Annotated in this window: 24 protein-coding genes; 10 read left to right on the forward strand and 14 right to left on the reverse strand. The window is 46.6% G+C overall.

What is annotated here, in order from left to right:
- Positions 1–179: 179 nt before the first annotated feature.
- Positions 180–2,594, forward strand: coding sequence for a leucine--tRNA ligase (locus JSU04_00410; protein ID MBS1968734.1), 2,415 nt, complete (start codon positions 180–182; stop codon positions 2,592–2,594).
- A 103-nt stretch (positions 2,595–2,697) separates the two neighbouring features.
- Complete coding sequence (gene speA, locus JSU04_00415; protein MBS1968735.1) at positions 2,698–4,605, forward strand: biosynthetic arginine decarboxylase; 1,908 nt, start codon at positions 2,698–2,700, stop codon at positions 4,603–4,605.
- A 35-nt stretch (positions 4,606–4,640) separates the two neighbouring features.
- Here the strand turns inward: speA and JSU04_00420 are convergent, their stop codons facing one another.
- From JSU04_00420 to JSU04_00450, 7 genes are all read right to left on the reverse strand, one after another.
- Positions 4,641–5,201 (reverse strand): hypothetical protein, encoded by a 561-nt coding sequence (locus tag JSU04_00420; GenBank protein MBS1968736.1) that lies wholly within the window; start codon positions 5,199–5,201, stop codon positions 4,641–4,643.
- Positions 5,198–5,782, reverse strand: coding sequence for a hypothetical protein (locus JSU04_00425; protein MBS1968737.1), 585 nt, complete (start codon positions 5,780–5,782; stop codon positions 5,198–5,200). Before JSU04_00425 ends, JSU04_00420 begins: the two co-directional genes overlap by 4 nt.
- Before the next feature lie 116 nt (positions 5,783–5,898).
- Positions 5,899–6,630: a transporter substrate-binding domain-containing protein gene (locus JSU04_00430; protein ID MBS1968738.1), complete on the reverse strand. Its 732-nt coding sequence runs from the start codon at positions 6,628–6,630 to the stop codon at positions 5,899–5,901.
- Between the two features lie 165 nt (positions 6,631–6,795).
- The gene (locus JSU04_00435) at positions 6,796–7,533 is read right to left on the reverse strand and encodes a transporter substrate-binding domain-containing protein (GenBank protein MBS1968739.1); all 738 of its coding nucleotides are present in this window, start codon (positions 7,531–7,533) and stop codon (positions 6,796–6,798) included.
- Positions 7,534–7,674: 141 nt separating this feature from the next.
- Positions 7,675–8,703: an ABC transporter permease subunit gene (locus tag JSU04_00440; protein MBS1968740.1), complete on the reverse strand. Its 1,029-nt coding sequence runs from the start codon at positions 8,701–8,703 to the stop codon at positions 7,675–7,677.
- Complete coding sequence (locus JSU04_00445) at positions 8,700–9,689, reverse strand: ABC transporter permease subunit (protein MBS1968741.1); 990 nt, start codon at positions 9,687–9,689, stop codon at positions 8,700–8,702. The genes JSU04_00440 and JSU04_00445 overlap by 4 nt, the downstream gene beginning before the upstream one ends.
- Before the next feature lie 63 nt (positions 9,690–9,752).
- The gene (locus JSU04_00450) at positions 9,753–11,381 is read right to left on the reverse strand and encodes a peptide-binding protein (protein ID MBS1968742.1); all 1,629 of its coding nucleotides are present in this window, start codon (positions 11,379–11,381) and stop codon (positions 9,753–9,755) included.
- Positions 11,382–11,563: 182 nt separating this feature from the next.
- Between JSU04_00450 and JSU04_00455 the strand changes: the two genes are divergently transcribed.
- From JSU04_00455 to JSU04_00465, 3 genes are all read left to right on the forward strand, one after another.
- On the forward strand, positions 11,564–12,616 hold the full coding sequence (locus JSU04_00455; GenBank protein MBS1968743.1) for an agmatinase family protein: 1,053 nt from the start codon (positions 11,564–11,566) through the stop codon (positions 12,614–12,616).
- Between the two features lie 35 nt (positions 12,617–12,651).
- Entirely contained in the window at positions 12,652–13,479 is an 828-nt protein-coding gene (locus JSU04_00460; GenBank protein ID MBS1968744.1) for an EamA family transporter, read from the forward strand.
- A gap of 91 nt (positions 13,480–13,570) precedes the next feature.
- Positions 13,571–13,954: a hypothetical protein gene (locus JSU04_00465; protein MBS1968745.1), complete on the forward strand. Its 384-nt coding sequence runs from the start codon at positions 13,571–13,573 to the stop codon at positions 13,952–13,954.
- Positions 13,955–14,036: 82 nt separating this feature from the next.
- Here the strand turns inward: JSU04_00465 and JSU04_00470 are convergent, their stop codons facing one another.
- The 3 genes from JSU04_00470 to JSU04_00480 form a co-directional block, all read right to left on the reverse strand.
- A complete protein-coding gene (locus tag JSU04_00470) occupies positions 14,037–14,414 on the reverse strand; it encodes a TraR/DksA family transcriptional regulator (protein MBS1968746.1) in 378 nt (125 codons plus the stop codon).
- A gap of 460 nt (positions 14,415–14,874) precedes the next feature.
- Positions 14,875–15,249, reverse strand: a complete 375-nt coding sequence (locus tag JSU04_00475; protein ID MBS1968747.1) for a hypothetical protein — start codon at positions 15,247–15,249, stop codon at positions 14,875–14,877.
- Positions 15,250–15,363: 114 nt separating this feature from the next.
- A complete protein-coding gene (locus JSU04_00480; protein MBS1968748.1) occupies positions 15,364–15,972 on the reverse strand; it encodes a TetR/AcrR family transcriptional regulator in 609 nt (202 codons plus the stop codon).
- 159 nt (positions 15,973–16,131) lie between these two features.
- Between JSU04_00480 and JSU04_00485 the strand changes: the two genes are divergently transcribed.
- Positions 16,132–17,412 carry a penicillin-binding protein gene (locus JSU04_00485; protein ID MBS1968749.1) on the forward strand — a complete coding sequence of 427 codons (1,281 nt, stop codon included), beginning with the start codon at positions 16,132–16,134 and terminating at the stop codon, positions 17,410–17,412.
- Between the two features lie 59 nt (positions 17,413–17,471).
- On the opposite strand, the gene JSU04_00490 is transcribed toward JSU04_00485, so the two are convergent.
- The gene (locus JSU04_00490) at positions 17,472–18,059 is read right to left on the reverse strand and encodes an FxsA family protein (GenBank protein MBS1968750.1); all 588 of its coding nucleotides are present in this window, start codon (positions 18,057–18,059) and stop codon (positions 17,472–17,474) included.
- Positions 18,060–18,071: 12 nt separating this feature from the next.
- Positions 18,072–18,917 (reverse strand): exodeoxyribonuclease III, encoded by an 846-nt coding sequence (xth, locus tag JSU04_00495; GenBank protein ID MBS1968751.1) that lies wholly within the window; start codon positions 18,915–18,917, stop codon positions 18,072–18,074.
- Between the two features lie 51 nt (positions 18,918–18,968).
- Between xth and JSU04_00500 the strand changes: the two genes are divergently transcribed.
- Together JSU04_00500 and JSU04_00505 are read left to right on the forward strand one after the other, a co-directional pair.
- Positions 18,969–19,496, forward strand: a complete 528-nt coding sequence (locus JSU04_00500; GenBank protein ID MBS1968752.1) for a peroxiredoxin — start codon at positions 18,969–18,971, stop codon at positions 19,494–19,496.
- Position 19,497: 1 nt separating this feature from the next.
- The gene (locus JSU04_00505) at positions 19,498–20,658 is read left to right on the forward strand and encodes a hypothetical protein (GenBank protein MBS1968753.1); all 1,161 of its coding nucleotides are present in this window, start codon (positions 19,498–19,500) and stop codon (positions 20,656–20,658) included.
- Here JSU04_00505 and JSU04_00510 read toward each other — a convergent pair.
- Both JSU04_00510 and JSU04_00515 read right to left on the reverse strand, forming a co-directional pair.
- Positions 20,655–21,050, reverse strand: coding sequence for a hypothetical protein (locus JSU04_00510; GenBank protein MBS1968754.1), 396 nt, complete (start codon positions 21,048–21,050; stop codon positions 20,655–20,657). The genes JSU04_00505 and JSU04_00510 overlap by 4 nt on opposite strands.
- A 146-nt stretch (positions 21,051–21,196) precedes the next feature.
- Positions 21,197–21,832: a hypothetical protein gene (locus JSU04_00515; GenBank protein MBS1968755.1), complete on the reverse strand. Its 636-nt coding sequence runs from the start codon at positions 21,830–21,832 to the stop codon at positions 21,197–21,199.
- 275 nt (positions 21,833–22,107) lie between these two features.
- Between JSU04_00515 and JSU04_00520 the strand changes: the two genes are divergently transcribed.
- Both JSU04_00520 and JSU04_00525 read left to right on the forward strand, forming a co-directional pair.
- Entirely contained in the window at positions 22,108–23,970 is a 1,863-nt protein-coding gene (locus JSU04_00520) for a hypothetical protein (protein MBS1968756.1), read from the forward strand.
- 9 nt (positions 23,971–23,979) lie between these two features.
- The gene (locus JSU04_00525) at positions 23,980–24,834 is read left to right on the forward strand and encodes a hypothetical protein (GenBank protein ID MBS1968757.1); all 855 of its coding nucleotides are present in this window, start codon (positions 23,980–23,982) and stop codon (positions 24,832–24,834) included.
- Positions 24,835–24,931 lie beyond the last annotated feature (97 nt).

The following is a 24,931-nucleotide window of genomic DNA, read 5'->3' on the forward strand; positions in this document are numbered from 1 at the left end:
CGCGCCCCATTGAAGTTTCCGAACAGAAGCTTGTTGTTCGTGACGAATCTCATCGGAAGTCCAGACTAGTCCTAGGTCGAAAATCCAGGCAAATTTTGCCGCTATTTTGCTTCCCATTTTCATTGAAAGATCCGATATTCTTAGCTATTCATTTTTGACTATTTTTCAGCGAGGAACTCATGGCTTTGAATCACACGGAATACGAGAAAAAGTGGCAAAAAAAATGGGAAGACCAAGGCGCTTTCCGCGCCGTTAACGGTTCTACTAAACCAAAATATTACGCCCTCGGAATGTTTCCTTATCCGTCTGGTTCAGGCCTGCACTTGGGTCACATTGCCTCTTACACACCCACTGATATCATGGCTCGCTACAAGCGCACCGTGGGTTTCAACGTTTTGAACCCAATGGGCTACGATGCTTTCGGTTTGCCAGCAGAGCAATATGCGATTCAAACCGGCATTCACCCGGCCATCACCACTGAGAAAGCGATTGCGAGCTTCCGCAATACTTTACAATCTTTCGGATTCAGCTTCGACTGGAGCCGCGAAATTTCTACAGCGGATCCAAAGTATTACAAATGGACTCAGTTCATTTTCTTGAAATTGATGGAGCGCGGGCTTGCTTATCAAAAAGAAGTTCCCGTGAACTGGTGCCCGGCTTTGAAAACCGTTTTGGCGAACGATGAAATCATCGACGGCAAATCAGAACGCGGCGGTCACCCTGTGATTCGCGTGCCGATGAAGCAGTGGATGTTGAAAATCACTGACTACGCTGAGCGCTTGCTCGAAGGTCTCGACACGATCGACTGGCCAGAGCGCACCAAAGAGGGCCAGCGCAATTGGATCGGTAAAAGCGAAGGCGCGCGCGTCACTTTCAAAGTCGACGGCGAAAATGAAACTTTCGAAGTTTTTACCACTCGTCCCGACACTTTGTTCGGCGTGACCTTTATGGTGCTTGCGCCAGAAAATCCACTCGTCGCCAAGATCACAGCGATGGCTCACAAGCCCGCAGTTGACGACTATGTTGCCGCTTCAGCTCGTAAATCTGAAGTCGACCGCAAAGCCAGCACGGACAAGACCGGCGTATTCACCGGTGCTTATGCACTGAACCCATTGAATGGTCACAAAATCCCTATCTGGATTGCCGACTACGTTCTGATGGATTATGGAACCGGCGCAATCATGGCAGTTCCAGGTCATGACGCTCGCGACTTTGAATTCGCAGAAAAATTCAATTTGCCAATCGTGCGTGTTTTAGAAGGCGGCGACAAATTGCCATTCGAAGGCGAAGGCACTCTGGTAAATTCTGATTTCTTAAACGGCATGACGAAAGCTGCAGCCATCAAAAAGATGACTGAAACTCTCGAAGCTAAAAAAATTGGCCAAAAAGAAATTCAATACAAACTCCGTGACTGGCTCTTTAGCCGCCAACGCTACTGGGGCGAACCGTTCCCGGTCGTGCACTTCCCGAAAGCCGGTATGAAAGGCGTTCCTGTCAACGAGTTGCCGGTTCTCTTGCCGGAAGTTGCTGACTATGAACCGTCTGACAAAGGCGAAGCCCCATTGGCGCGCAATAAAGAATGGGTTCAGTACCCAGGCACGGCGGCGATCGGTGCTCCTGGCGAAATGGGTCAGCGTGAAACCGACACAATGCCGGGTTCTGCGGGCTCTTCTTGGTACTTCTTGCGTTACATCGATCCACAAAACGACGCGGCTCCATTCTCGCCCGAGGCTGAGAAATACTGGATGCCGGTGGATTTGTATGTGGGCGGCCCTGAACACACCGTGGGACATTTGCTCTACTCGCGCTTCTGGATGAAGGTTCTTTTCGATGCAGGCCTTGTCACCCACGACGAGCCATTCAAAAAATTGGCCCACCAAGGGATGATTCTCGGCGAAGACCACCAAAAGATGTCTAAATCCAAAGGCAACGGGATCGCGGCGGATGAAGTGAGCTTGAAATACGGCGCGGACTCTCTCCGTACCTTCGTTTGCTTTATGGGACCTCTTGAAAGCGAAAAACCTTGGTCGACAACCGGCATTGAGGGCGTGAAACGCTTCTTGGACCGTGTCAGCCGCCTGATCGTTAACGACGACGGCCAAATTGTTGCCAGCGACGAGGCAGCGCCCGCTGAGATCGAAAAGCTCCTTCATAAAACCATCAAGAAGGTGACCGAAGACATCGAAAAGATGAGCTTCAATACAGCCATCAGCGCCATGATGATCCTCGTGAACGAGCTCTACAGAGCCAATGTTAAACCAAAGAGTGTTTTAAAACCCCTCTCTCAGCTCCTGATGCCATTTGCACCTTACTTGGCCGAAGAGCTCTGGGAAAAAATGGGAGGCGAGGGATTTGTTTCTTTGGCTCCATGGCCTAAGTATGATAACAAACTCGTCGCTGACGACACGGTCACTATTGGCGTTCAAGTGAACGGCAAAATGCGCGGAACGATTGAGACCGCAGTAGATGCTTCCGAGGCGGATGCCTTGGCAGCGGCCTACAAGGTCGAGACCGTGGCGGCGGTTCTAGCTGGTAAAACTCCTGACAAGGTGATTTACAAAGCGGGTAAGATTTTAAACTTGATTGTGAAATAGAACAGTGAAGTAAATGGAACAAACACTGAACGAAAATTTGTCAAAGAAACCAGGCTCAGAAACTGAGCCCCAAAACGGATTAACCTTAGGAGGAAACGCTTCGATGTCAAATCAATGGAGTCCCGAAAAGAGTGCGACCCTTTATGGAATTAACAACTGGGGTAACGGATACTTCCGCGTAAACCAGACTGGCAATGTGACGATCACTCCGATGGGAGCGACTGGTCCTTCTGTAGACCTCTATGATTTGACTCAAGACCTCTTGGACCGCGGTATCCGCGTTCCAATCATGATCCGTTTCCCTGACATCATCAAAGCGCGCGTTCAGCAGCTCAACACTTGCTTCCAAAAAGCGTTCGCCGATCATAGCTACAAGGGTAACTACTGCGGCGTTTACCCAATCAAGGTGAACCAGCAGCGCCACCTCGTTCAAGAGCTCGTTAAGCACGGTAAAAACCATGCCATGGGTCTTGAGTGCGGTTCTAAGCCTGAGCTTCTTGTGGTTCTTGCTTTGATGAGCACTGAAAACGCTCTCATCATCTGTAACGGCTTCAAAGACGCCGAATACATCGAGACAGCGCTCTTGTCGCAAAAGCTCGGCCGCAACACCATCATCGTTGTCGACCGTAAAGAAGAATTGAAAATGATCGTGGACGCGGCAAAGAAATTCAACGCCCGTCCAAAAATCGGTTTCCGCGCAAAATTGAACACTCAAGGCGCCGGCAAATGGGTTGATTCTTCGGGGGCTCGTTCTAAGTTCGGCCTAACAGCGATGGAAATCGTTGAAGGCGTTGAGTTCCTCAAAAAAGAGGGCATGCTCGATTGCCTCGAGCTCCTTCACTACCACATCGGCTCACAAGTTCCGTCTATCCAAAGCATTAAGTCTTCCCTTAAGGAAGGCGCGCGTTTCTACACAGAATTGCATGCTATGGGCGCGGGTCTTAAGTACATCGACGTAGGCGGCGGCTTGGGCGTTGACTACGACGGTACCGGCTCTTCAGACAGCTCAGTGAATTACAGCGAACAAGAATACGCCAACGACATCGTGTCTGTGCTTCAAGCTCTTTGCGATGAAAAAGGCGTTCCTCATCCAAACATCGTGACTGAGTCTGGCCGCTTCTTGGTGGCGCATCACTCGGTTTTGATTTTCAACGTCTTGGGCGTTAACGATCTTCATCGCATGGAACCACCTCGTCCAGCGACAAAAAAAGATCCAACGATCATGCAAGACATGCAGTACATCTTTGAGAAAGTGAACAAAGACAATCTCAACGAGTGCTTCAATGACTTGACTCAAGCTAAGCAAGAGACATTGCAACTCTTCACATACGGCGTTTTGACTCTTGAGCAACGTGCATGGTGCGAAACGATGTATTTCGCGATCGCTACAAAAATGGTGATCATGGCTCGCACAACTCCAGACACTGAAGACATCCAAGCAGCTTTGGGTAAAGAGCTTTGCGATACTTACTTCGCAAACTTCTCTGTCTTCCAGTCCATTCCGGATTCTTGGGCCGTAGGACAGTTGTTCCCAATCATGCCAATCCACCGTTTGGGCGAAGAGCCAACTCGCAGCGCAACTTTGGCGGATTTGACATGTGACTCTGACGGCGTGATCGAAAAATTCATCGACACTGAGTCTGGCGAACCTAAAGAAACCGTGCGCGTGCACGATTACACTGAAGGCCAGCAATACTACATGGGCATCTTCCTGACAGGCGCCTACCAAGAGATCTTGGGCGACTTGCATAACTTGTTCGGTGATACCGATGCAGTTCACATCTCGTTGAGCGAAGTGGGTTACACCATCGACCACTATGTTCCGGGCGATACAGTGACTGAAGTTCTCAGCTACGTTCAGTACGGCCGTTCTGAAATGGTCGACAACGTTCGCCAAGCAACGGAAGAAAGCATCCAGCGCGGTACGATCACCAAGCAAGAAGCGAAGTTGCTGATTAAGCACTATGAAGAAGGTCTCTCAGGTTACACATACCTCGAAGAAGCAGAGTAATCAGATATAAAAAAGGGAGGTACAGGCTCCCTTTTTTATTTAGAAGCTTTTAGCTCATCACCAAAGGTGTACGGAATTTGCTCATTTTTATTATCAGACGTAGGAAGTCGATTTCCGACATCATACATAGCAATGGCTTCAACACTCTTGCCATCCGAATTAAGCTTAATAGTGATTCCCGATTTATTATCGACATAACTCACGACCTCTAAAATCATATGAGGATTTTTGCCGAAAACACGACGCTCTTCAAAATGGCTATTCCTAAAGGATTGCTTCACGTCTTCCAATGAGGTCTCTTTTTCACCTTGCTTTGGCAGCCATACGAATCCGGAGAGTTTATGTGTTTCAGATGCGAAATTCAAAGTAACACGCTGAAACGCAGTTTTTGAATCGATATATGTAAAGGTGTAGTATCCTTGCTTTTCTTCCATACTCGTTGGCGAGCCAAACAACCCAATCACATCTTGCTCGGTGGTTATACCAATATTCAATTTTGACAAGTGCTCAAATTGAAAAGAATCACCGCGCGAATTACCAGAAAACGATGCACATGATAAAACGATAAAGCTTGATAGCATTAAAAAATATCTCATTTTTTACTCCCCTTAAGCTTAAAATCGCTACCGAAATGCTTTTTAATCCAGTCATAAGCATTAAGTGTTACCTTTTTAAGGTTATCAGGATCGTAAAGAAAATGTTCAACATTATTTGCGTAATCTTCTTCATGTGAAAGTTTTCCATCTTCTTCAATATATCCACTTTTACGACCTTCCCAGTATATTTCTCCATTCGGAGCCAATTCCATCGGAAAATCTTTAGAGCGCTTAAATCGATAAATTCCAGATAGGCTATCAACAAAGAGATTTTCAGGCAGTCCTTCTAAAGCCTCAATAACACGTTCTTTATCTTCCTCCGACCAAGAACGTGGACTCTCACCTTTATGCGGCCAATTTAAAGAAGTTCCATCTTTAAATTTATCTATTGCATATTCATAGCCTCTGGAGCGGCTTCGACAATGGGTTTTTACATTGGTAGCTTTAACAAAGGTGCCATCTGATCGAACGTAGCCCTTTCTATGATGGCCAAGAACTAGGTATTCCCCTGAAGAGCACGTCAAAGCAAAAGCAAAGTTCGCTGAAATTGCGACTATACTAAAAACAAGAAATTGAAACATAAACAATACTGTATGATCAGAAATTAAATTTATAACTAATTTTGTTTATAGAACTGAGTTAGCTTGAAAGACTTATATTAAATTTTTCTAGTACAAATTGGAAATCGTGCGATTTTCTACTTCAAAATCGGTGTGCCATATTTATCAAAGATCTCTTGTAACTTGCCCGAAGACCTTAGCTTCGCGATAGCTTTGTTGAGTTCCTCCACCGTCACCCGGCCCTTCTTACTCAATGCGCAGGACACAGGATACTCGCGAAGCAATAGCCGCTCGCGGCCTTTTTCGATGTCAGGATTGTCCTTCTTATAGTAATTGAGGAAAACCTCATCCACGATCAGATACTCGAGGTGGTGATTACGAAGTTTTACTAGATTCGCTTCTTCTGATGGGCCATCTTCGCGATGCAAAGATCCGTCTTTGAGCATCTTCTCAAGATCTGGATAGAAGTATCCCAACATCGTCCCGATGGTTTTGCCCTTGAGGCCTTTAATCTCTTTCGGCATCGGCGCTGGCCCTAGAATCCATTCGCGCTTAGTAAAGAGTGTATCGGACCAATTGTAGGTGTCTCTCTCGTCTGCCCAGGCATAGCTTGCGTAGCACAAAAAATCTGCGGACCCTTGACGGAAGTATTTGAGGATCCGATTGCGCGGAAGCAAACTCACCGATCCTTTATGTCCCAAGAACTCAATCAAAGCCCGCGTGTATTCAGGAACGATCCCTGTCAGCTCCTCTCCTTTTTCAAAAAGCAACGGCGGCGGCAGTCCCGCTGGCACCGCGGCCCGCACCGGTAAGCCAGAATCAGCCTTCACGTTGGCCATAAATAGAAAAGCAGTAAAAAACATCAACAACGCCATCACCATAGTTTTACTGGAAGAGGCTTGATCTAATCAAGCCTTCCACGAAACATCCCCAGAAAGTAAAAAGGACCGATCGTCGACAACAAAGAAATAGAAAAAAACCGCGTTCGAAACAATGCGGATTTTTATTGAACTCAACCTAGCGACAGCGGGATTTTATCTGAAAACTGGAGTGCCATATTTATCGAAGATCTCTTGCAGCTTGCCCGAGGATTTTAATTTAGCGATGGCCTTATTGAGTTCCTTCACCGTAACACGGCCCTTTTTGCTCAATGAACAAGACACAGGGTATTCGCCTAACGAAAGACGCTCACGTCCCTTTTCGATCTCTGGATTATTCTTTTTATAATAATTTAGAAAAACCTCATCCACGATCAGGTACTCGATATGATTTTGGCGAAGCTTCACAAGATTGGCTTCTTCTGTCGGGCCATCTTCACGAATCAAACTGCCATCCTTAAACATCTTATCGAGTTTTGGATAAAAATAAGCCAGCATCGTTCCGATAGTTTTTCCTTTAAGACCGCTGAAGTCTTTCGGCATCGGCGCAGGTCCCAGGATGAATTCCCGCTTCATAAACAGCGTGTCGGCCCAATTGTAAGTGTCTTTTTCATCAGCCCACGCATAGCTCGTGTAGCAAAGGAAATCGATGGACCCCTTATGCAGATATTTAATCAGACGATTGCGTGGTAAAAGGCTCAGCGTTCCTTTGCGCCCTAAAATATCTACCAGCGCTCGCGTGTATTCCGGCACGATTCCCGTGAGCTCCTCTTCTTTTTCAAATAGCAGCGGAGGAGGCAAACCCGCCGGGACCGCCGCACGCACAGGCAACTGCGCAGCCTGCACATCGGTCATAAATAGAAAAGCTATGAGAATCGTCATCAACATCATCATTCACACTCAATATTATTAGAAGGGACTCATCGTGATCAAGCCAACGGCCCCGATTGCCTTCGGAAAATAAAAAAGGGCTGATCTGATTCAGCCCTTTTCGTATTTTCAGCATCTTAAAACTATCCCTAACTTTGTTTTAAACTAGCCGACAGCTGATTTCGCGTCGAACGCATCGCGAACCGCAAGGTTGATATTGATCAACAAGCTCATGGTAAGAACCAACGCCAGTGTCGGATACCATACGAGCCACTCTGCAGTTGTGAAATAGCTTTGACCTTGGCTCAGCAACTCACCCCAGCTTGGAGTTGGTGCCGGCAATCCAAGGCCCAAGTAATCCATCGTCGAAAGCAAAGAAATGTTTCCGGCGATTTCAAACGGAGTCAAAGTCACGATCGGAGTCAAAGCATTCGGAAGGATGTGCTTAAACACGATCCGCTTGTGAGTCGAACCGATCGCTTTTGCCGCCTCAACGTACTCGCGCTTTCTCAAGCTCAGGAACTGACCACGCATGTAGTGAGAAATCCCCGTCCAACTAAAGAACACGCTGAACACGACGAGCATGAACAAATTCGGCTTAAAGATCGAAATCAAAGTAATCAAAATCAAGAAGGCCGGAATACTCTCGTAAACTTCAATCAGGCGCATTCCCACCAAGTCGACCTTACCGCCCATGTAACCCATCGCCGCGCCCACAGCACAACCGATGAGGTAGGAAAGGAACCAAACACCCACTGCATATACGAAGGTGTAACGGAAACCATAGACCAAGCGTGTGAGAACATCACGGCCACGGTCATCGGTCCCCATCAAGTTATAGCGAGAAGGAGCTGCCGGATACGAATCTACGAAAGAGTTGCTCTCATAGGCATCCCATTGAACGAGAGGCCAGATTTCCCAGTCACCTTCACCCATTTGCAATGCGCGATAGTCCATGACCTGAATATCATCGCGTCCAAACAAAGACGGGTGATAGTCTTTCACGAGTGGGAAATACAGTTCGCCATGATATTTCATCACGTGCGGTTTGCTATTAAACCACAACTCCGCCGTGAAGCTCACGAAGATCATGAACAAGAAAATATAAACGGAAATAACCGCAGAACGATTGCGTTTAAAGCGACGATAGCGCTTCAGGGTCAACTCATTGGTAATCAGCTTGTTCTCGATCATTTGAAGTCAATCCTTGGGTCAATGAGAACATAAACGATATCGCTGAAGACACGGCCGAACACCAATACCAGAGACGAAATGAATGTAATACCCATGATCACGTTATAATCGCGCACGAGCAAAGACTGGTAACTGAGAAGGCCCATGCCATCGAGGTTGAAAATACGCTCAATGATCAAAGAACCCGCCAAGAACACACCAAAGAAGCTGGCGATCCCTGGAACCAAGGCGATCAAAGCGTTTCTCAAAGCATGCTTATAAAGAACCACTTTTTCAGAAACACCTTTGGCGCGTGCCGTACGAACGTAGTCGGACTTCACAACTTCAAGCATGGAGTTTCTCATCAAGTAAGACAGCTGAGTAAAGCCACCGATCATGTAACAGATCAAAGGAAGAATAAAGTGATGAACGCGATCTAAGATCTGACCCCACGTTGAGAGTTCATCATAATTGTCGGACTTCAAGCTGCCGATCGGGAACCAATCGAGCTTACCTGCAAAGATCGTGATCAAGAAAATACCTAAAACTAGCGGCGGAAGCGCATAGGTGAAGTTCAGGGCCAAGCCCGTCGCGCGGTCGAAATTCGTGCCCGCCTTCATCGCCATCTTCACGCCTAAAGGAATACACACAAGATATGTCAGGAACAGAGAGGTCAAACCAAACTGCATAGACACTGGGAACTTACTGAAGATCACATCCGTCACAGGCTCTTGGTAAGTAAAACTCTCACCAAAATCGAGCTTCGTGAGGTTCTTCAACCAGATTATATAGCGAACATGGATTGGTTTATCGAAACCGTATTGCTTCTTAAGAGCGTCAATCACTTCCTGATTCACGCCCGTTTCGTTGGAGCGACCATTGCCGCTGCCACCGCCCATGCTTGAGCCGAAGCGAATTGCTTGCAACTTCTGCTCAATAGGGCTGCCCGGAGCCAAGTTGATCACAACAAAGGTCAACAAGGTAATTCCGAAGAACGTCGGAATCATCAACAATAAACGGCGAATCAGATATACCAGCAAGTTCGCTACTCCCTAACCGACCCTCGTCGATTATTTGCCCATCCACCAGAAGTCTACACCAACGCCATACTTGAATGTCTCAGCAGGCATTTGGATGCGTGACGCTGTCGCGTACAGGTCATATTTATCATTGAACATGAACACGTAAGGGGCATCTGCCGCAATCTTTTCGTACACTTGTTGCAAGAGTTTCACGCGTTTTTTCTCATCTAGGGACTGGCGAGCTTCGTCGATCAACTTATCAACCTCAGGGTTTTTGTAACCGATGAAGTTAGAACCGCCTGGAACCGCACTTGAAGAGTGCCAGATTTGTTTAGGATCCCAAGTGATGTCACCACCACCCCAGCCCAAGGCTACGGCGTCGAAGTTACCTTCGTCCATCAACTTCAAGAATGAGTTCCACTCGAGATATTTGATTTCCATGTCAATGCCGGCCTTTTTGAGGTCTTCTTTGTACATAGTCCAATATTTCTCGTTGTCTTTATTTGGGTGGATCAAAGTGAATTTGAAAGACACTTTTTTACCGTTAACAACTTTATCAAGAGTTCCATCTTTGTCTGTGTCAGTCCAACCCGCTTTTGCCAAAAGCTCCGTCGCTGCTTTCGGGTCAAAGAGGAATGGTTTTACAGTTTTCGGAGCGTAGTCACTCTTTACGTATGTAGGACCGGTTGCCAAGTCAGCCATACCGAAACGGAATTTCTTATTCATTTCTTCACGGTTCATCAAGTGAGCCAAAGCCACGCGCACGTTCTTATCTTGGAAAAGATCGCGACGGAGATTCCAGCCTACGAAACCGTAAGATTTCGGCGCAGAGTTCTCAACTTTGTGCTTGATGATTGTTTTACCCCAAGGAGCGCCTTCCGTTTTCTTAACGTAAGCTTCCGGGCGAAGATCGATGTAATCCAAGTCGCCTTTTTTAGCGCGCTCAAGGTACACAGTTTCCTCTTTGTAGAAACGCATGTTGATCGTTGCGAAGTTGTACATGCCTTTCCACTCTTTGTCTTCGTTGCCGTACCACTTGTCGAAACGCTTCAAAGTGATGATTTGGCCACGCTCGAACTTGTCCAAAGCGTAAGGACCACAACCGATCAAAGTACGAACCATTTTTTTAGATTTTTCTACGTCACCGTAGATGTGCTTAGGAATAACCGCCATACCGCCGGCGATCACGTCGAAATTTTTGAAGTAAGTGTCTTTTGCCGTCACTTTAACAGTGAGAGGATCCACAACTTCTACTTTTGCGATGCCTTCGTAGTAAGGACGCAAGTGAGCTGCTTGGTATGCAGGTTCAAAGATAGCATCGAAAGAGAATTTTACGTCTTCTGCAGTGACAGGTTTACCGTCATGGAAGACCGCGTTCTTACGGAGGTGGAAAGTGAAGACTTTGTTGTCTTTAGAGATTTCCCATTTTTCAGCAACACGTGGTTTCCACGCGTACGTCTCAAGGTCACGAGTCAGCAAAGTGTCCAAAACGTAGTTTTGTACGCCTTGTGCGTAAGTGTCCGTGCTGGCGATTGGATGCAAAGTTGGTGGTTCGCCTTGAAGATTCAAGTTGAAAACACCGCCTTGTGGAGCGTTCTCGTTAGGTTTCGCCGCAAGAGCCGCAGAACTGAGGCCAGCAACTACAACAAGGGCCAAGATTTGTCCCATTACTTTCATCGTACATTCCTCCAAAGTATGGTTAGGGGCTGTGCGTCCCTAAAGTGGACCTAAAATCAGGGAAAGCGCTGAAATAATCAAGCCATTGCTCAATTAATGCGCCGCAAAAGGATGAGCTTGAAATGTTTTCTTTTTGCTAAAATCGGACCATAAAGCTGACTCACTCACTGAAGGAGTTTTCCATGGATAAATCGACACCAAAATTCGATCCAACGACCACCATTTCTTCCGAATTCGGTATCTTTGGGATCCCAATGACCGAGGCCGAGTCCCGAGTCACTTTGGTACCAGTGCCATGGGAAGTAACCACCTCTTACGGCCGCGGCGCTTCGGATGGTCCACGCATCATCCGCGAAGCCAGCGAACAGATCGACCTCTTCGACTTCGAGACTGGTAAGGCTTACGAAGAAGGCTTCTTCATGCGCGAATTCCCAAACGAGTTGAAAGAGATGAACGATAAGTACAAAGCGGTCGCTCAAGAACTCATTCAAATGCGCACAAGCCAGAGTGAAGACACGGCTCGCATGGATAAACTCGCAGCGGACGTGAACGCAGCTTGCGCGAAAATGACTGATTGGGTTTACAACCAATGCAAATCCGTTCTGAAAAACAAAAAGCTATTGGGACTTGTCGGCGGCGATCACTCGACTCCGTGGGGTGCGATCCAAGCTGTCGCTGAAGAACACAAGGGCGACTTCGGTGTTTTGCACATCGATGCGCACGCTGATCTTCGTAAAGCTTATCAAGGCTTCACTCAGTCCCATGCTTCCATCATGTACAACGTGATGACAGGTGATAAGCGTCCTTCGAAGCTGGTACAGATCGGTATCCGTGATTTCTGCGAGGAAGAATTCGACTTTATTCAAAGCCGCAAAGACATCCGCACGTTCTTTGATATGGAATTAAAACGCCGCCTGCTCGGTGGCGAAAGCTGGGCTCAGATCTGCCAGGATATTCTGAAAGAATTGCCGAAAAAAGTTTACATCTCTTTCGATATCGATGGTTTGGATCCTGCGTTCTGCCCAAGCACAGGGACTCCGGTTCCAGGTGGCTTGAGCATCGATCAGGTATTTTACCTCTTTAACGAGATCCATAAAAGCGGCCGCCAAGTCGTTGCTTTCGACTTGAACGAAGTTTCTACCGGCGGCGAAGAGGAAGCTGAGTGGGACGGCAACGTCGGCGCACGCGTTCTTTACAAAATGTGCGGCTGGCTTGTGAAAACCAACCAAGGATAATGTCCTTTTCCGCAATTGCTTTACTTTTAGTGGCGATGCTCTCGATTCAATCGGGAGCCGCTATCGCCAAGCAGCTCTTTCCCCTCGTTGGCTCTATGGGGGTGACCTTGCTGCGCACCTCTTTGGCCGCGGCCCTGTTGCTCGGGCTTTGGCGACCTTGGTCCCTTTTGAAATCCCCTCAGCACTTGAAGCGTCTTGCTTTGTATGGATCAGCTCTGGGGTTGATGAATCTCCTCTTTTATCTCGCTCTTGAACGTATTCCTCTCGGAGTGGCTGTTGCACTCGAATTCACGGGGCCGCTGGCGGTGGCGCTTTTTTCTTCGCGCAAGCTTTTGGACTTCGTTTGGGCAATTCTTGCAGGTATTGGGATTGTGCTAATTTTACCTCTGACTGAAGTGTCGGCGGAGCTTGATTTACTGGGAGCTTTGTATGCATTCGCGGCCGGTGGATTTTGGGCTCTATATATAGTGTTTGGTAAAAAAGCCGGCGAAGGTTCCCATGGTGGACAAACCGCCGCCGTCGGTATGTTCTTCGCGGCGCTGGTGACTTTTCCATTTGGTGTGGCCGATGCTGGAACAAAGCTTCTGCAGTGGCAAGCGCTGCCGCTCGGCCTTGCCGTCGCCATTTTTTCAAGTGCTCTTCCCTATTCGCTCGAGATGGTTTCACTAAAACGCATTCCCATCAAAACTTTTGGAATTTTAATGAGCCTTGAACCGGTTGTCGCCGCCCTTGCCGGCGCCATTTTCTTGAAGGAAATGCTAACGACCACGCAACTCATCTCTGTTGCCAGCATCGTCGTGGCTTCACTTGGCAGCGCTTTGACAGCGCGCACGCCAACGACGCAGCCAAATCCAGAAATTTAACTGACTGTTGGCAAAAATATTCCTGGTGGTCATGAAGTTCTGGCCGCCATCCCCAAGCTCCGATAGAACCTGATCCAAATCAGGAGGACCTATGAAATCGATTTCTTTGCTAACAGCCACGGCGGTTTTTACGCCCTTTATGAGCTCGGCGGCGACTCACTGCCAAGGCGTCTCTTACAAACACAGCTTTACAGTTTCACAAAAGCAAAATGACGTTGAGGTCACCCTTGCCGATGAAAAACCGGTGAAGTACTCCGATCTGCAAGACCCTCAAGAAGGCACTCTGAAAATTTCAGGCCACACGATCACTTCTATCATCGTGGAAAACACAACAGTCGATGAGTTCTTGAAAAAGAAGGCTTCATCTCGCCGCTTGGCAGTTTCAATGATTGCCGGACGCGCCGAGTACGATGGTGATCAAGATATGTGGTACAGCTACGCGAGTGATCTGTACGCATCTTTGAAATGCCAATAAAAAAACCGCGTGTATCCCACGCGGTTTTTTTAAAGCTCTATATTAAACTTGGTCCGGAAAAGCGACCTGGTACCTTTTGTGACTAACGAGCGTAACGCTTGTTCATGGATTCGCGGATTTCAGCACCTTCGATGCTTAAGCGAGTCCAAGGAATTGCGCGAAGTCTCTCAGGCTCAATCGCCTCTTCTGTCTCTTCACACAAGCCGAAGCTGCCGTTTTCAATGCGGCCAAGTGCACTGTCGATTTCGAAGAGCTGACTACGAAGTCGTTCATGCATGTTAAGAAATTCAGCCTCTGCTAGGACGCGGACAGTTTGATCGGCCTCATCGCCACCTTTGTCGTCGTTATCCAGATTCAAGCGGGCTTCTTTCACGCGGTTCAGGATGTCCGCTTTTGCTTGAACCAATTTTTGTCTGCACTCGCTTACCAATTCTTCTGAAATGTGCGATGTCTGTGCCATCTTTACCCCCTCGATTATTCCCTCAACGTCGAAGTGCCAATTTGGAACTGACCTATTAATCACTGGCCGTGAATTTTTTGCAAGAGAAAATCTTAAATTAACTTAAAATTAAATAACTCGCTGATTCCAAAGACGAAAAACTGACACTTCGAAAATAACGCTGCATTGGCGGTTTTCACTCTTAAATTCTAATGAAGACTTCTTAAATTTTAATGGAGTCCAAAACGGAATTCCTTAAAAATTCGCATTGCGTTATAAAGCTGGACTTAAGTTGAAGAAAGACAGCAAAAGACCTCTCAGAATCTCATTTTGAGACGAGGTGCTTTTGCACAGTGAATCCATGTTTTCATGATTTGAAGAAAAAGACTCTCCTGGCGGCGATATGAGAAAGTGTCGGAGGTCACCCCAATGACCCCGGCCGCCGGAGAACGAACGTCGCCCCATGCAGACGCTGGGCTTACTACTTTTTGGACTTAATGCACTCGATGGCTTTTGCGATCACCTGATCTGAAGCCTGATTCAATTTGGTATTGAGTTTCTGAGCGTTTTGTCCGCGAAGACGGAAAGCTTTCGCGCTGTCATTCATATTGTGTACTGCTTCTTTAGTCACCGGCTGGCCAAGGCTCGCACTGGTGTTGAGAGTATCTGAGTACTCTTCAAGGATCGAAGCAAAGCTCTCGTGGTTGCTGATCAAGCTGCTTGAGATGCTTTGATTCGCCTTTTGCATTGCTTTGAGATCATCTATGACTTCTGCACAATTGGTTCCTGCGAACGCGATATTCGCCGTCATCATCATCCCTGTGATTGCAATTGTGGTCCCCAAAAACTTTGTCATAGCTGAAACTCCTCTAAGATGCCCCCATGGCATGTGAGGAACTAAAGCAAGGGCCTTGCCACAAAGTAAAAGGGCTCAGATCGATTTTAAGTGGGTTTCGAGGGACGTTTTTCGCTAAGCTTTGAGAAATTTTTCAAACTCGTCTTTGGATTCGCCAGAGGTGTATGGCAACAAAAGACGCGAAACGTGGCGCTTACCACGCTCAATACTGCGCTTACCTGGGGTCTTCTCAGCACTCTCGAAGAACTGCAAGAAAGTGGTCGACATCGCAAGGAGTGACTCAGAGATATACTCCATCTCACTCTTGTCTTTGATTTGTGCCATTTTACCTTCGCGAACCCAACGACGGTAAAGCACGTCCATGAGTTTCATCATTTTCTGTAAGTGCACACGCCACATTTTTGCAAGATCGGCATCTTTGCGGCGAAGAGAGTACATTTCGCGATGGAAGAAACGATACTTCCAATAGAGCTCGAAGTTTTCATCGATAAATTGCAGAGGATTTTTTCCGCTACCACGGCGGAATCTCCACAATTGGTAGGTCTCTTTACACATGCGTTTAAAGAGCTCGATGATGATTTCTTCCTTATTATCATAGTGGAAATAAAGATTTCCAGGGCTGATTTCCATAGCTTTCGCGATGTGATTTGTCGTAACAGCGACAACACCGCTACGATTAAAAAGATCAATGGAGGTGAGAAGAATACGCTCTTTAGTTTTCATCGCTAATTCTGATATTATTTTTTTTATCGAGTGTCACTTTCTTTCGAAACCGCACAGGGATTGATTTTAAAAGCCCCTGGACCTAGACCTGATGTCATATTAAGGCAGAATTGGCTCCAGACCTTGTTTGTACGGGAATTCTGGTGTTAGACTGAATAAATGCGAGTAAAAACACAATCTAATCAGCGCTCTAAGTCCTTAAAATTCTTGCTAATTCCGATAGCATTAACGCTGCCTGCATTTCTCTTTTTTAGGACTCCCGCTGAAGACACAGTTCACGAAGACAAAGTTAAAAGCCAGCTTGAGCACCGCACTGAAATCGCGAAAACGATCGGCGATACCGTTCGACACGGTAAATTTCCATCGAATATCGACATGCAATGGGATGGAAAGCCTATAAAAGCTCAAGTGCATTTAGGCATTGATCCTGAAATGCAAAAAGAAGCTGAAAGACTCTTGAAGACTTATAAGCCTGATTACGCAGCCATCTTTATGATGGATGCGATGACTGGCCGTGTTCTCGCAATGACGAGCTTCCAAAAAGACGATCCCAATGCTGAGAATTGGACTCTGAAATCAAATTTCCCCGCAGCTTCTGTCTTTAAAGTAGTTACAGCCACTGCAGCGGTGGATAAAGCCGGCGTCTCTCCTCAACATAAGATCAACTTCAATGGTGGTAATTACACTCTCTATCGTAAAAACGTTATGTCTGACAAAGTTACGAAGTGGACTCGTGCGATTACTCTAAAAGAGGCCTTCGCGCGCTCCATCAACACGGCCTTCGGTCGTTTGAGCCTCGAGACTCTGCACCCAGTTGATATTAATGATTACGCAACTCGCTTCATGTTCAACCAAGAGATCCCTTCGGACTTCCCGGTTGAAATGGGTGTTGCCTATGTTCCACCAGAAAAGAGCTTCGAACTTACTGAAGTTGCTTCTGGTTATAATAAGACGAACCGTATGAGCCCTGTTCAAGGGGCCATGATCGCAGCAGCCGTTGCGAATGACGGCAAAATGGTGATTCCTTATCTCGTGCAAAATATCACTGATGAGCAAGGCCAAGATCTTTATAAAGCAGAGACTTTGGATAATGGTCACATCATGACTCCAGAGTCTGCATTGAAAGTTCGCGAACTCATGGGTGAAACAGTGACGGCGGGAACTTCTCGTAAATCTTTCCGTAAGCTTGTTCGCAATAAGAAATTCAAAACCATCGAGATGGGCGGCAAGACCGGTCACTTGACGGCTGAAAATCCTAAAGGCCGTGTCGATTGGTTTGTGGGATACGCGATGGATGAAACTAATAGAATCGCGATCGCGGCGGTTTCTGTGAATAAAGAAAAATGGACTGTGAAGTCTGCAGAGCTTGGCCAGAATATGTTTAAGAAATATTACGGCCCGATCATCCAAGACCGCATGATCTCTTCATCTGGTCAGTAAAGGTTTAAAACATAGAAATAAAAAAGGCTGATGATGAATCAGCCTTTTTTATTTTCAGCCTATTTTGGCTTATTGGGATCTTCTGAATTCGAACCGTCGTCTGTGATTTTTGTATGAGTGATTTCTATAGGTGTGATATCAACCGCATCGACATCGCGTTCTTGCCGAGGCTCCTCTTCAAATGGAAAAGGTCCTTGGTAACGCTGATAGCGCGGACCCTGCTGAAAACCACCGCCACCGAATCCACCTGTAGCGCCGGGGAATCCTCCGAACTGAACAAATGAGAACGGCGAATTCTTCAGACGTTTAAAAATAAAATTCTTAAAAATGTAAATCGAGATGTGCCTGAAGATCGGTAGGATGAGGAATATTGCAAGCACACGGCTTAAGAACATGGGAATAATTAACATGATGCTGCCAAGAAGAAGCGCGCCCTTGTGTAGTACTCGATCCGCCGGCAGCTGTCCTTGCGTCATCCCACCTTGCAAAGCCATCATCATACTTCTGCCCGTCAGTGAAAACAGCACAGCACCTAAAAAACTCGGAGCGAGATATGCAAAGAACACATCCCAGAAATTAAAAAAGTGCACGAAGGTTGTGAACACCAGGATTTCAATCAGCACAATCGGCAAAGGAATAAAGAACATGACGAGCCTCCTTTAAAGAGAGAGCGTTGCCACAACCGGGCAGTGATCCGATCCTTCGACAGAATCAAGAATGTCAGCAGATACTACGCTGCTTTCAAGGCCTTTTGAAACGCAGATGTAGTCAATTCTCCAGCCGCGATTCGAAATGCGTGCGAGCTCACGATAAGACCACCAAGTATAGCGATCTTTTTCTGTCGGATGAAACTTACGGAAGGTGTCCACGAAGCCAAGATCCAAGAAAGAATCAAACCACGCGCGCTCTTCTGGTAAGAAACCACTTTCAGTCGACAAACGAACCGGATCAAACACGTCGATTTCTTTACGAGCAACGTTGTAATCCCCAACCACGATGATCTCGCGGCCTGATTTTAATTTTTCTTGTAGATGCACATTGAGGTCTTTGAGAAATTGCTGTTTGAAATTGTGTCGTTCATCACCAGAGCCGCCGTTCGGAAAATAAATATTGTAGAGGTCGAACTTGCCGTGATCAGTCATCACGATTCGACCTTCGGAAGAGTACTCGGCCTGTCCCCAGCCAATGTTCATTTGCTTCGGCTCTGCGTTTGTGAAGGTTGCGACTCCAGAATAGCCTTTACGAACTGCTGATGACCAATAGAAGTGTTTATAACCCAAATGCTTGGCTTCATCTTCAACTTGATCGATGTGCGCTTTGGTTTCTTGGACGCAGAAAATATCTGGCTTTTCTTTCTTTACGAAGTTCATCAAGCCCTTCTTATGACAGGCACGAATTCCATTCAGATTCCAAGAGATGATTTTCATATTGACCCCAAGTCCGCATTGCTGCAAAAAAGTTGAAGCAACAATAGAGTTTCGAACAGCAAGAACAAGCGTTAACATCGAGCATTAAACATTTGAATCGCTGAAGAATCTACAACTAGGAGAACCACCATGCAAATGATCGACCAACCAGCACCTCAGTTTACAGCTCAAGCCGTGTTTGACGGTGGTGAAATCAAAAATATCACGCTTTCAGACTATAAAGGGAAATGGGTTGTCTTGTTCTTCTATCCTCTCGATTTTACCTTTGTCTGCCCAACGGAATTGACACAATTTCGCGAGCATCTTCCTGATTTTGCAAAAACCAATTCTGTTTTGATCGGCGCGAGTGTTGACTCTGTTCATTCTCATAAAAGATGGCTGCGTGATGATCTTGGTAACCTCGGCTATCCACTGATTGCCGATCTCACAAAACGCATTGCGCGTGATTACGGTATCTTGCTCGAAGAACGTGGCATCGCAACCCGCGCCACATTCATCATCGATCCAGATCAAAAAATTCAATATATGGGAATTCATAATACGTCTGTCGGCCGTGATGCGAAAGAAGTTCTACGCGTTCTTCATGGTTTGCAAACTGGCGAGCTTTGCGGCGCCGGCTGGAAACAAGGCGAACAACACGTCGTTACTTTGAAATAAAATGCCGACAAAAACCGCGTTTATTCAGCATCTCAGATCAACATTCAAGGGCCTGGAAAACCAGCCCCTTGAAACTTTAATTTCTGAAAATCTGATTTCGCCGTTTACGATTGGTCTGCCTAAATCTATTCTCAAAGAAGCTCAGGATGGTATTGCTGAACTCTTTAGGCTGCGTGAATCCAAAAAATATCAAGAATCCTATGCAGAAGAACTCGCTGCTTTAGGTATTAAAGATCCCGGCAATAAAGCAATCTGCATGAGCTATGATTTTCACGTCGATAGCGAAAATCACCTCAAGCTCATTGAAGTAAATACGAACGCTTCATTTCTAGCTCTCGGTTATCTGATGTATCAATCCAAGCGCGTGCCGTTGCCGGTTCCTGATTTTGCTTTCAATGAATTTAAAAAAGACATCGAAACCGAGCTTGAACTTTTCGGCAAGAGTGGCTCTCCGAAGAGCATCGCCATCATTGATGAGGCCCCCGAGCAGCAAAGACTTTATGCTGAGTTCCTTGTGTATCGCGAGCTCTTTGCGGGCTGGGGATGGAATCCTCAAGTTTTGGATTACCGCCAGATTGATCCTGCGAAATTTGACTTCATCTACAATCGCTATACCGATTTCTTTTTAAACAATCCTGAAAGTGCGGCTTTGAAGACGGCCTTTCTGGCGAAGGAATCTTGCTTTTCTCCGAACCCGCACGAGTATGTGCTACTGGCTGATAAGCAACGCATGATTGACTGGTCACTGCCCACAAACCTCGAGAAGTGGGATGTTTGCCCTGAGGGCAGTGCCATTATCAACTCGATCGTGCCTCCGAGTTTGACTCTAGATCTCGCCAATAAGGATGAGATCTGGGCTCAGCGTAAGAACTACTTCTTTAAACCAAAACGTGCCTATGGCTCAAAGCAGTCGTATAAAGGGGCTTCGGTCAGCCGGAAGGTCTTTGAAGAGATCGCAGGCCAAGACTTCATCGCACAAACGTACGTCGCCCCGTCGGAGCAGGTCTTCACGACACCAGACGGAGATCAAAGCTTTAAATTCGATTTAAGATGTTATGCATATCAAGGACGCCTGCAACTGATCGTCGCAAGGCTGTACCAGGGGCAGGTTACGAACCTAAGAACTCCCCTGGGTGGATTTGGCTGCGTAGAGTTCTATTAGAACGGCAATGAGATCGGTGCGCGCTCTGTGTACTTGGTCATCAAAATATTGCAATAGTATTTATCGCCATCTTTCATAACCAACGGGAAAGTCGTCGCTGAAGAATCGCCCGGACCGAAGTTAAACTCAGTCACAACGTCATTGTTACTTGCTGTGATGATCAAACGCTTATCTTCACCCACATGTTGTGGCCAGAATTTATAATCAAGCATCTCGACAGAAGGGGCGACGCCATCCTTAGACTCATTGATTGTGCGCGCGTAAGTTACGTTCGCATCTTGGGCAGACACGCAACGGATATTGGTTCTTACATAGTCTACTTTCACGCCAAAGATTGAGGCCTGAGATTGACTAGTCACTAATAAAGCCATCGCAAGTAAAAGCTTTTTCATAGAGGATCCTTCTTAAATTATTTATAACCAAGAAGACCTAAAGCAAAAGCCATGCTCGCTGTTGTTCTGCGTGGCAACGGTTTTATCCGGGCCCTATAGAAAAGGCCCTGACAAAGTTTTGGACAGGGGTTTGTAAGAGATTCCTACTACAAAGATTTAACGGCGTCGTACTTGATAGAAAGGTACTGGGTCGCTCCCTCAGTATCTTTGGATACGACCACTTCATATTGGTCATGGCTCAGTTGATAGATGCGATAATTTCCACCGAACTTCATCAGAGCTTTTTCGAGATTCTCACCGTCGTTGAAAGCAAGGCTGCGCTGGTTCCATACAGAAAAACCTTCTTTATCTGACAACACTTGGAATTGCCATAAGCTCTGACCGACTTTCTGAGTCTTTGTTGTATCGATCAAAGTCGGCGCAAAGAGAGCATAGCGAAGATTCTCGGTGCTCTTCGTGTTGCCGCAGATAATTTTAGATTTTTCTTTCTCGCTCCCCGTCGTGAAAGACTGGTAAGAGTGAACTTTGAAGTTCGCATCGCTATTCTTGGTCTCAACATAGTACTCAGCCTCGTGAGCCACGAGAACGAGCTGTGGGAGCTTTTCAAAGCCGCCAATGATCTCAGGGCGAACTTCGGTAATGAACTCAGGACGGCCTTCGCAGTTCGGTGCCATCGTGAAATTAAGCTTCGTCAGACCTGAGAAGCTGTCTTTTCTTTCTGCTTGAGTGATAGTCGCAAACAAAACCGTTGTACCAAAAATAAGCGTCAGAAACGATTTCACGGTGGTTCTCCTTCGACAGATACTTATCGTGCAATTCGAAGGCCGACTAAAGATGAGAAGAACACGTATAAAATGAAAAATAAGTTATAGATTTTTTTATTTAATGCGTAAAATGTAATCATGCAGATTATCTGGACGTTATTTTCTAAAATCTACTGCTGTCATAGACTCTGGTCTAGATTGTCTTCGTCTCATTTAAGTACATCGCTAATCGTCCGATATAGGTATCGAACCAGGTTTCGACCAAAGGTTCATCACAAAGGATTGATTTAGCGATGCGGTTGAAAACGTCACCTACCAAAAAAATTCAGGAATCTGAGAATTTTTATACAGCTTTTGGTAAGTTGGACGGCCAACATCCCTGGATGGAACAAGTTCCTGAAGGCTTTGTCGCCTATCGCGTGCGCCGCCTCAATACCGGCAAAGTCGCCTACTTCAATTTCGTCCTCGCAAAAGAAATGGGTCTCATCGATGCCAACCACCCTCACGAAATGACCGAGGAGCTGGAACAAAAGCTCGTTGAAACTTTCTCGATCCAAATCATCAATGAATACGATGAACTCACTAAAAAAAGAATTCCGCCTGAAAGCATTCTGCCACATAAATTCATGGCGACTCGCTACTTGCAGCTTCAACATAGCAACAAGCAAGGTAAAACTTCCGGTGACGGTCGCGGCATTTGGAATGGAACTGTTCAACACCGCGGAATGACTTGGGACGTTTCGAGTCGTGGTACTGGCGTTACCTGCCTTGCACCAGGAGCTGTTGAAGCCAATCGTCCTTTGAAAACTGGCGGCACTGAATTTGGTTATGGGTGCGGGCTTGCCGAGATCGATGAGCTCCTCGGAGCTGCGATCCTTGCTGAGATCATGCATCTTCAAGGTATTAATACTGAGCGCGTGCTGTGCACTATCGACCTTGGTCGTGGCTACGGGATCGGCGTGCGTGCCGCTCCGAACTTGATCCGTCCTGCGCATTTATTTTTATATTTAAAACAAGAGCGTCATCCAGAACTGAAAGCGGCGACGGACTATTTTATTCAGCGTCAGGTTGCTAACAAAAAATGGACGATGAAATCAAAGCTCGGCACTCAAGCGGCTTACGATGAAATGACCGAGATCGTTGCGGACTCTTTTGCTAACTTCACGGCAAAATTGGATATCGATTACGTTTTTGCATGGTTGGACTGGGACGGTGATAACGTCTTGGCTGACGCCGGTATTATTGACTACGGCAGTGTCCGTCAATTTGGTATCCGCCACGATCGTTATCGCTACGATGACGTTGAAAGATTCTCGACGAACCTGAATGAGCAACGCAAGAAAGCCCGGTTGATCGTTCAAGTGTTCTTGCAACTCTCAGATTTCTTGAAAACTCAAAAAAAGAAGTCATTGCGTTCGTTTGCTAACCATCCGGTAGCATTGAAGTTTGATAAAATGTTTATCAAACACCGTGCGGAGCGCCTGCTTTTCCGCATGGGCTTCAATCAAATCCAACGCGATAACATCTTAAAAAGCAAAACAGATACTTTCACACAGTTTGAAAAAGTCTTTAGTTTCCTTGAAAGAGCTAAAGTCAGTGGTGCTCAAATCAAAGTAGCCGACGGCGTGAATCACCCTGCGTTGTTTAATATGCGCAATATCCTCGGCACTTTGCCGCAGTACTATTTGCAAGGTAAAGACTTCTCGAACGCTCACATGGGCGAAGAAGAGTTCTTTAAATCCATCCTCTCAGTCTTTGGTAAATCCAAAAACGCGAAGCTGGGTCAAAAGCAGCGTTTCCATATTCAAAAGTTCCAGGCTCTTTATAAAGACCTTGTTGTTTTGGCAGCTGGCAAAGGCCGCTCAGAACACATCCTTCGCGGGATTTCTCGTCGTGCGCAGGTTCTGAATTCAGAAAAACGCATCACGGGCAATGCCTTGATTGAAATCGTTGAGGCAGTCTTGACCGAAAAGAAACGCGGCCTTTCTCACGATCAGATCCAGAAGGTTGTCGATCGCTTTATTCATGATCATTTAGATCTGCCAGAAGCTCCGATCAGCCGTCACCACAAACACAAAACAGGTGTGCCAGCGGTGCGTCCGGATCTTTACTCCAAGTTACTGACTTTGGTTGCCGACCATCGCGACGATATCTAAGATACTCTGATGAAGTATTTATTTTGCCTCGTTATGGCGATGGCACTGCCGGCGCTTTCTTTTGCAGAAGATGTCTCCCCGAATGTCGGAACCGAAGTTCCCGTGGCTGCGCCGGTAGAAGCTCCGGAAATCCCACAACCTGGTTCACAGAAATTTGTCGTCGGTTTGAAAACCGTCGATTTTAACTATAACGAGCCGGGGCTCATGTCCGATCGCGGGTGGCTCAGTGGCTTGAACGTTCAATATCGTCGCATGATGAGCGAAACGAATACCTTGATTGTTTCTGCAGACTATGTGCAGGGATCGACGATTTACAATGGAGCTCTTCAGACAAATACAGGTGATAAAACTCCGTATTCATCGACTGAACAATTTCGTGTCATGAGTCTCGAAGCGGCGTTTAGCGGACCTATTTTGAATTCAAATACCTGGGGCGCGGTTGCTGGTTTTGGCTATCGCAATACTTACGACAATAAAACCGGCCAGTATGATTATCGCCGCGACATCACCTACTACTACACAGTCCTTGGCTTAACCGCCCTGCTCTACAACCAGGGAAAAATCAAAGCCGTCGGAATCGGCGAGCTAAATACTCTTTTGGGTGGTGGAGCGAAGACTTACCTTTCTGACGTGTCTTCATCTTACAAAGATGTGAACTTCGCATTCAGAAATGGAGCGGCAGTCAAGCTTGGTATTGAGACCTCTATCAAAGATTTTATCGGTAAAGAAATCCTCATTGATGTGTCCTACAAATACTGGACAGTGGCTGACTCCAATGTCGAATACGTCGGCAATAACAGCTATGGTCTCGAGCCCCACAATACGACGGGCCTGACCTCCATCTCGGTCGGTTACGTTTTCTAGAGCGCTTGAGGATTCACTTTTAGGCGTGGTCTGCCTCTTGCAACCATTCCTCGAAGCTATGAATCAACGATGGGTTTTACCTACATTAGTGACCACT

It is taken from the genome of Bdellovibrionales bacterium, from assembly GCA_018266295.1.
Lineage (GTDB): Bacteria > Bdellovibrionota > Bdellovibrionia > Bdellovibrionales > Bdellovibrionaceae > JACMRP01.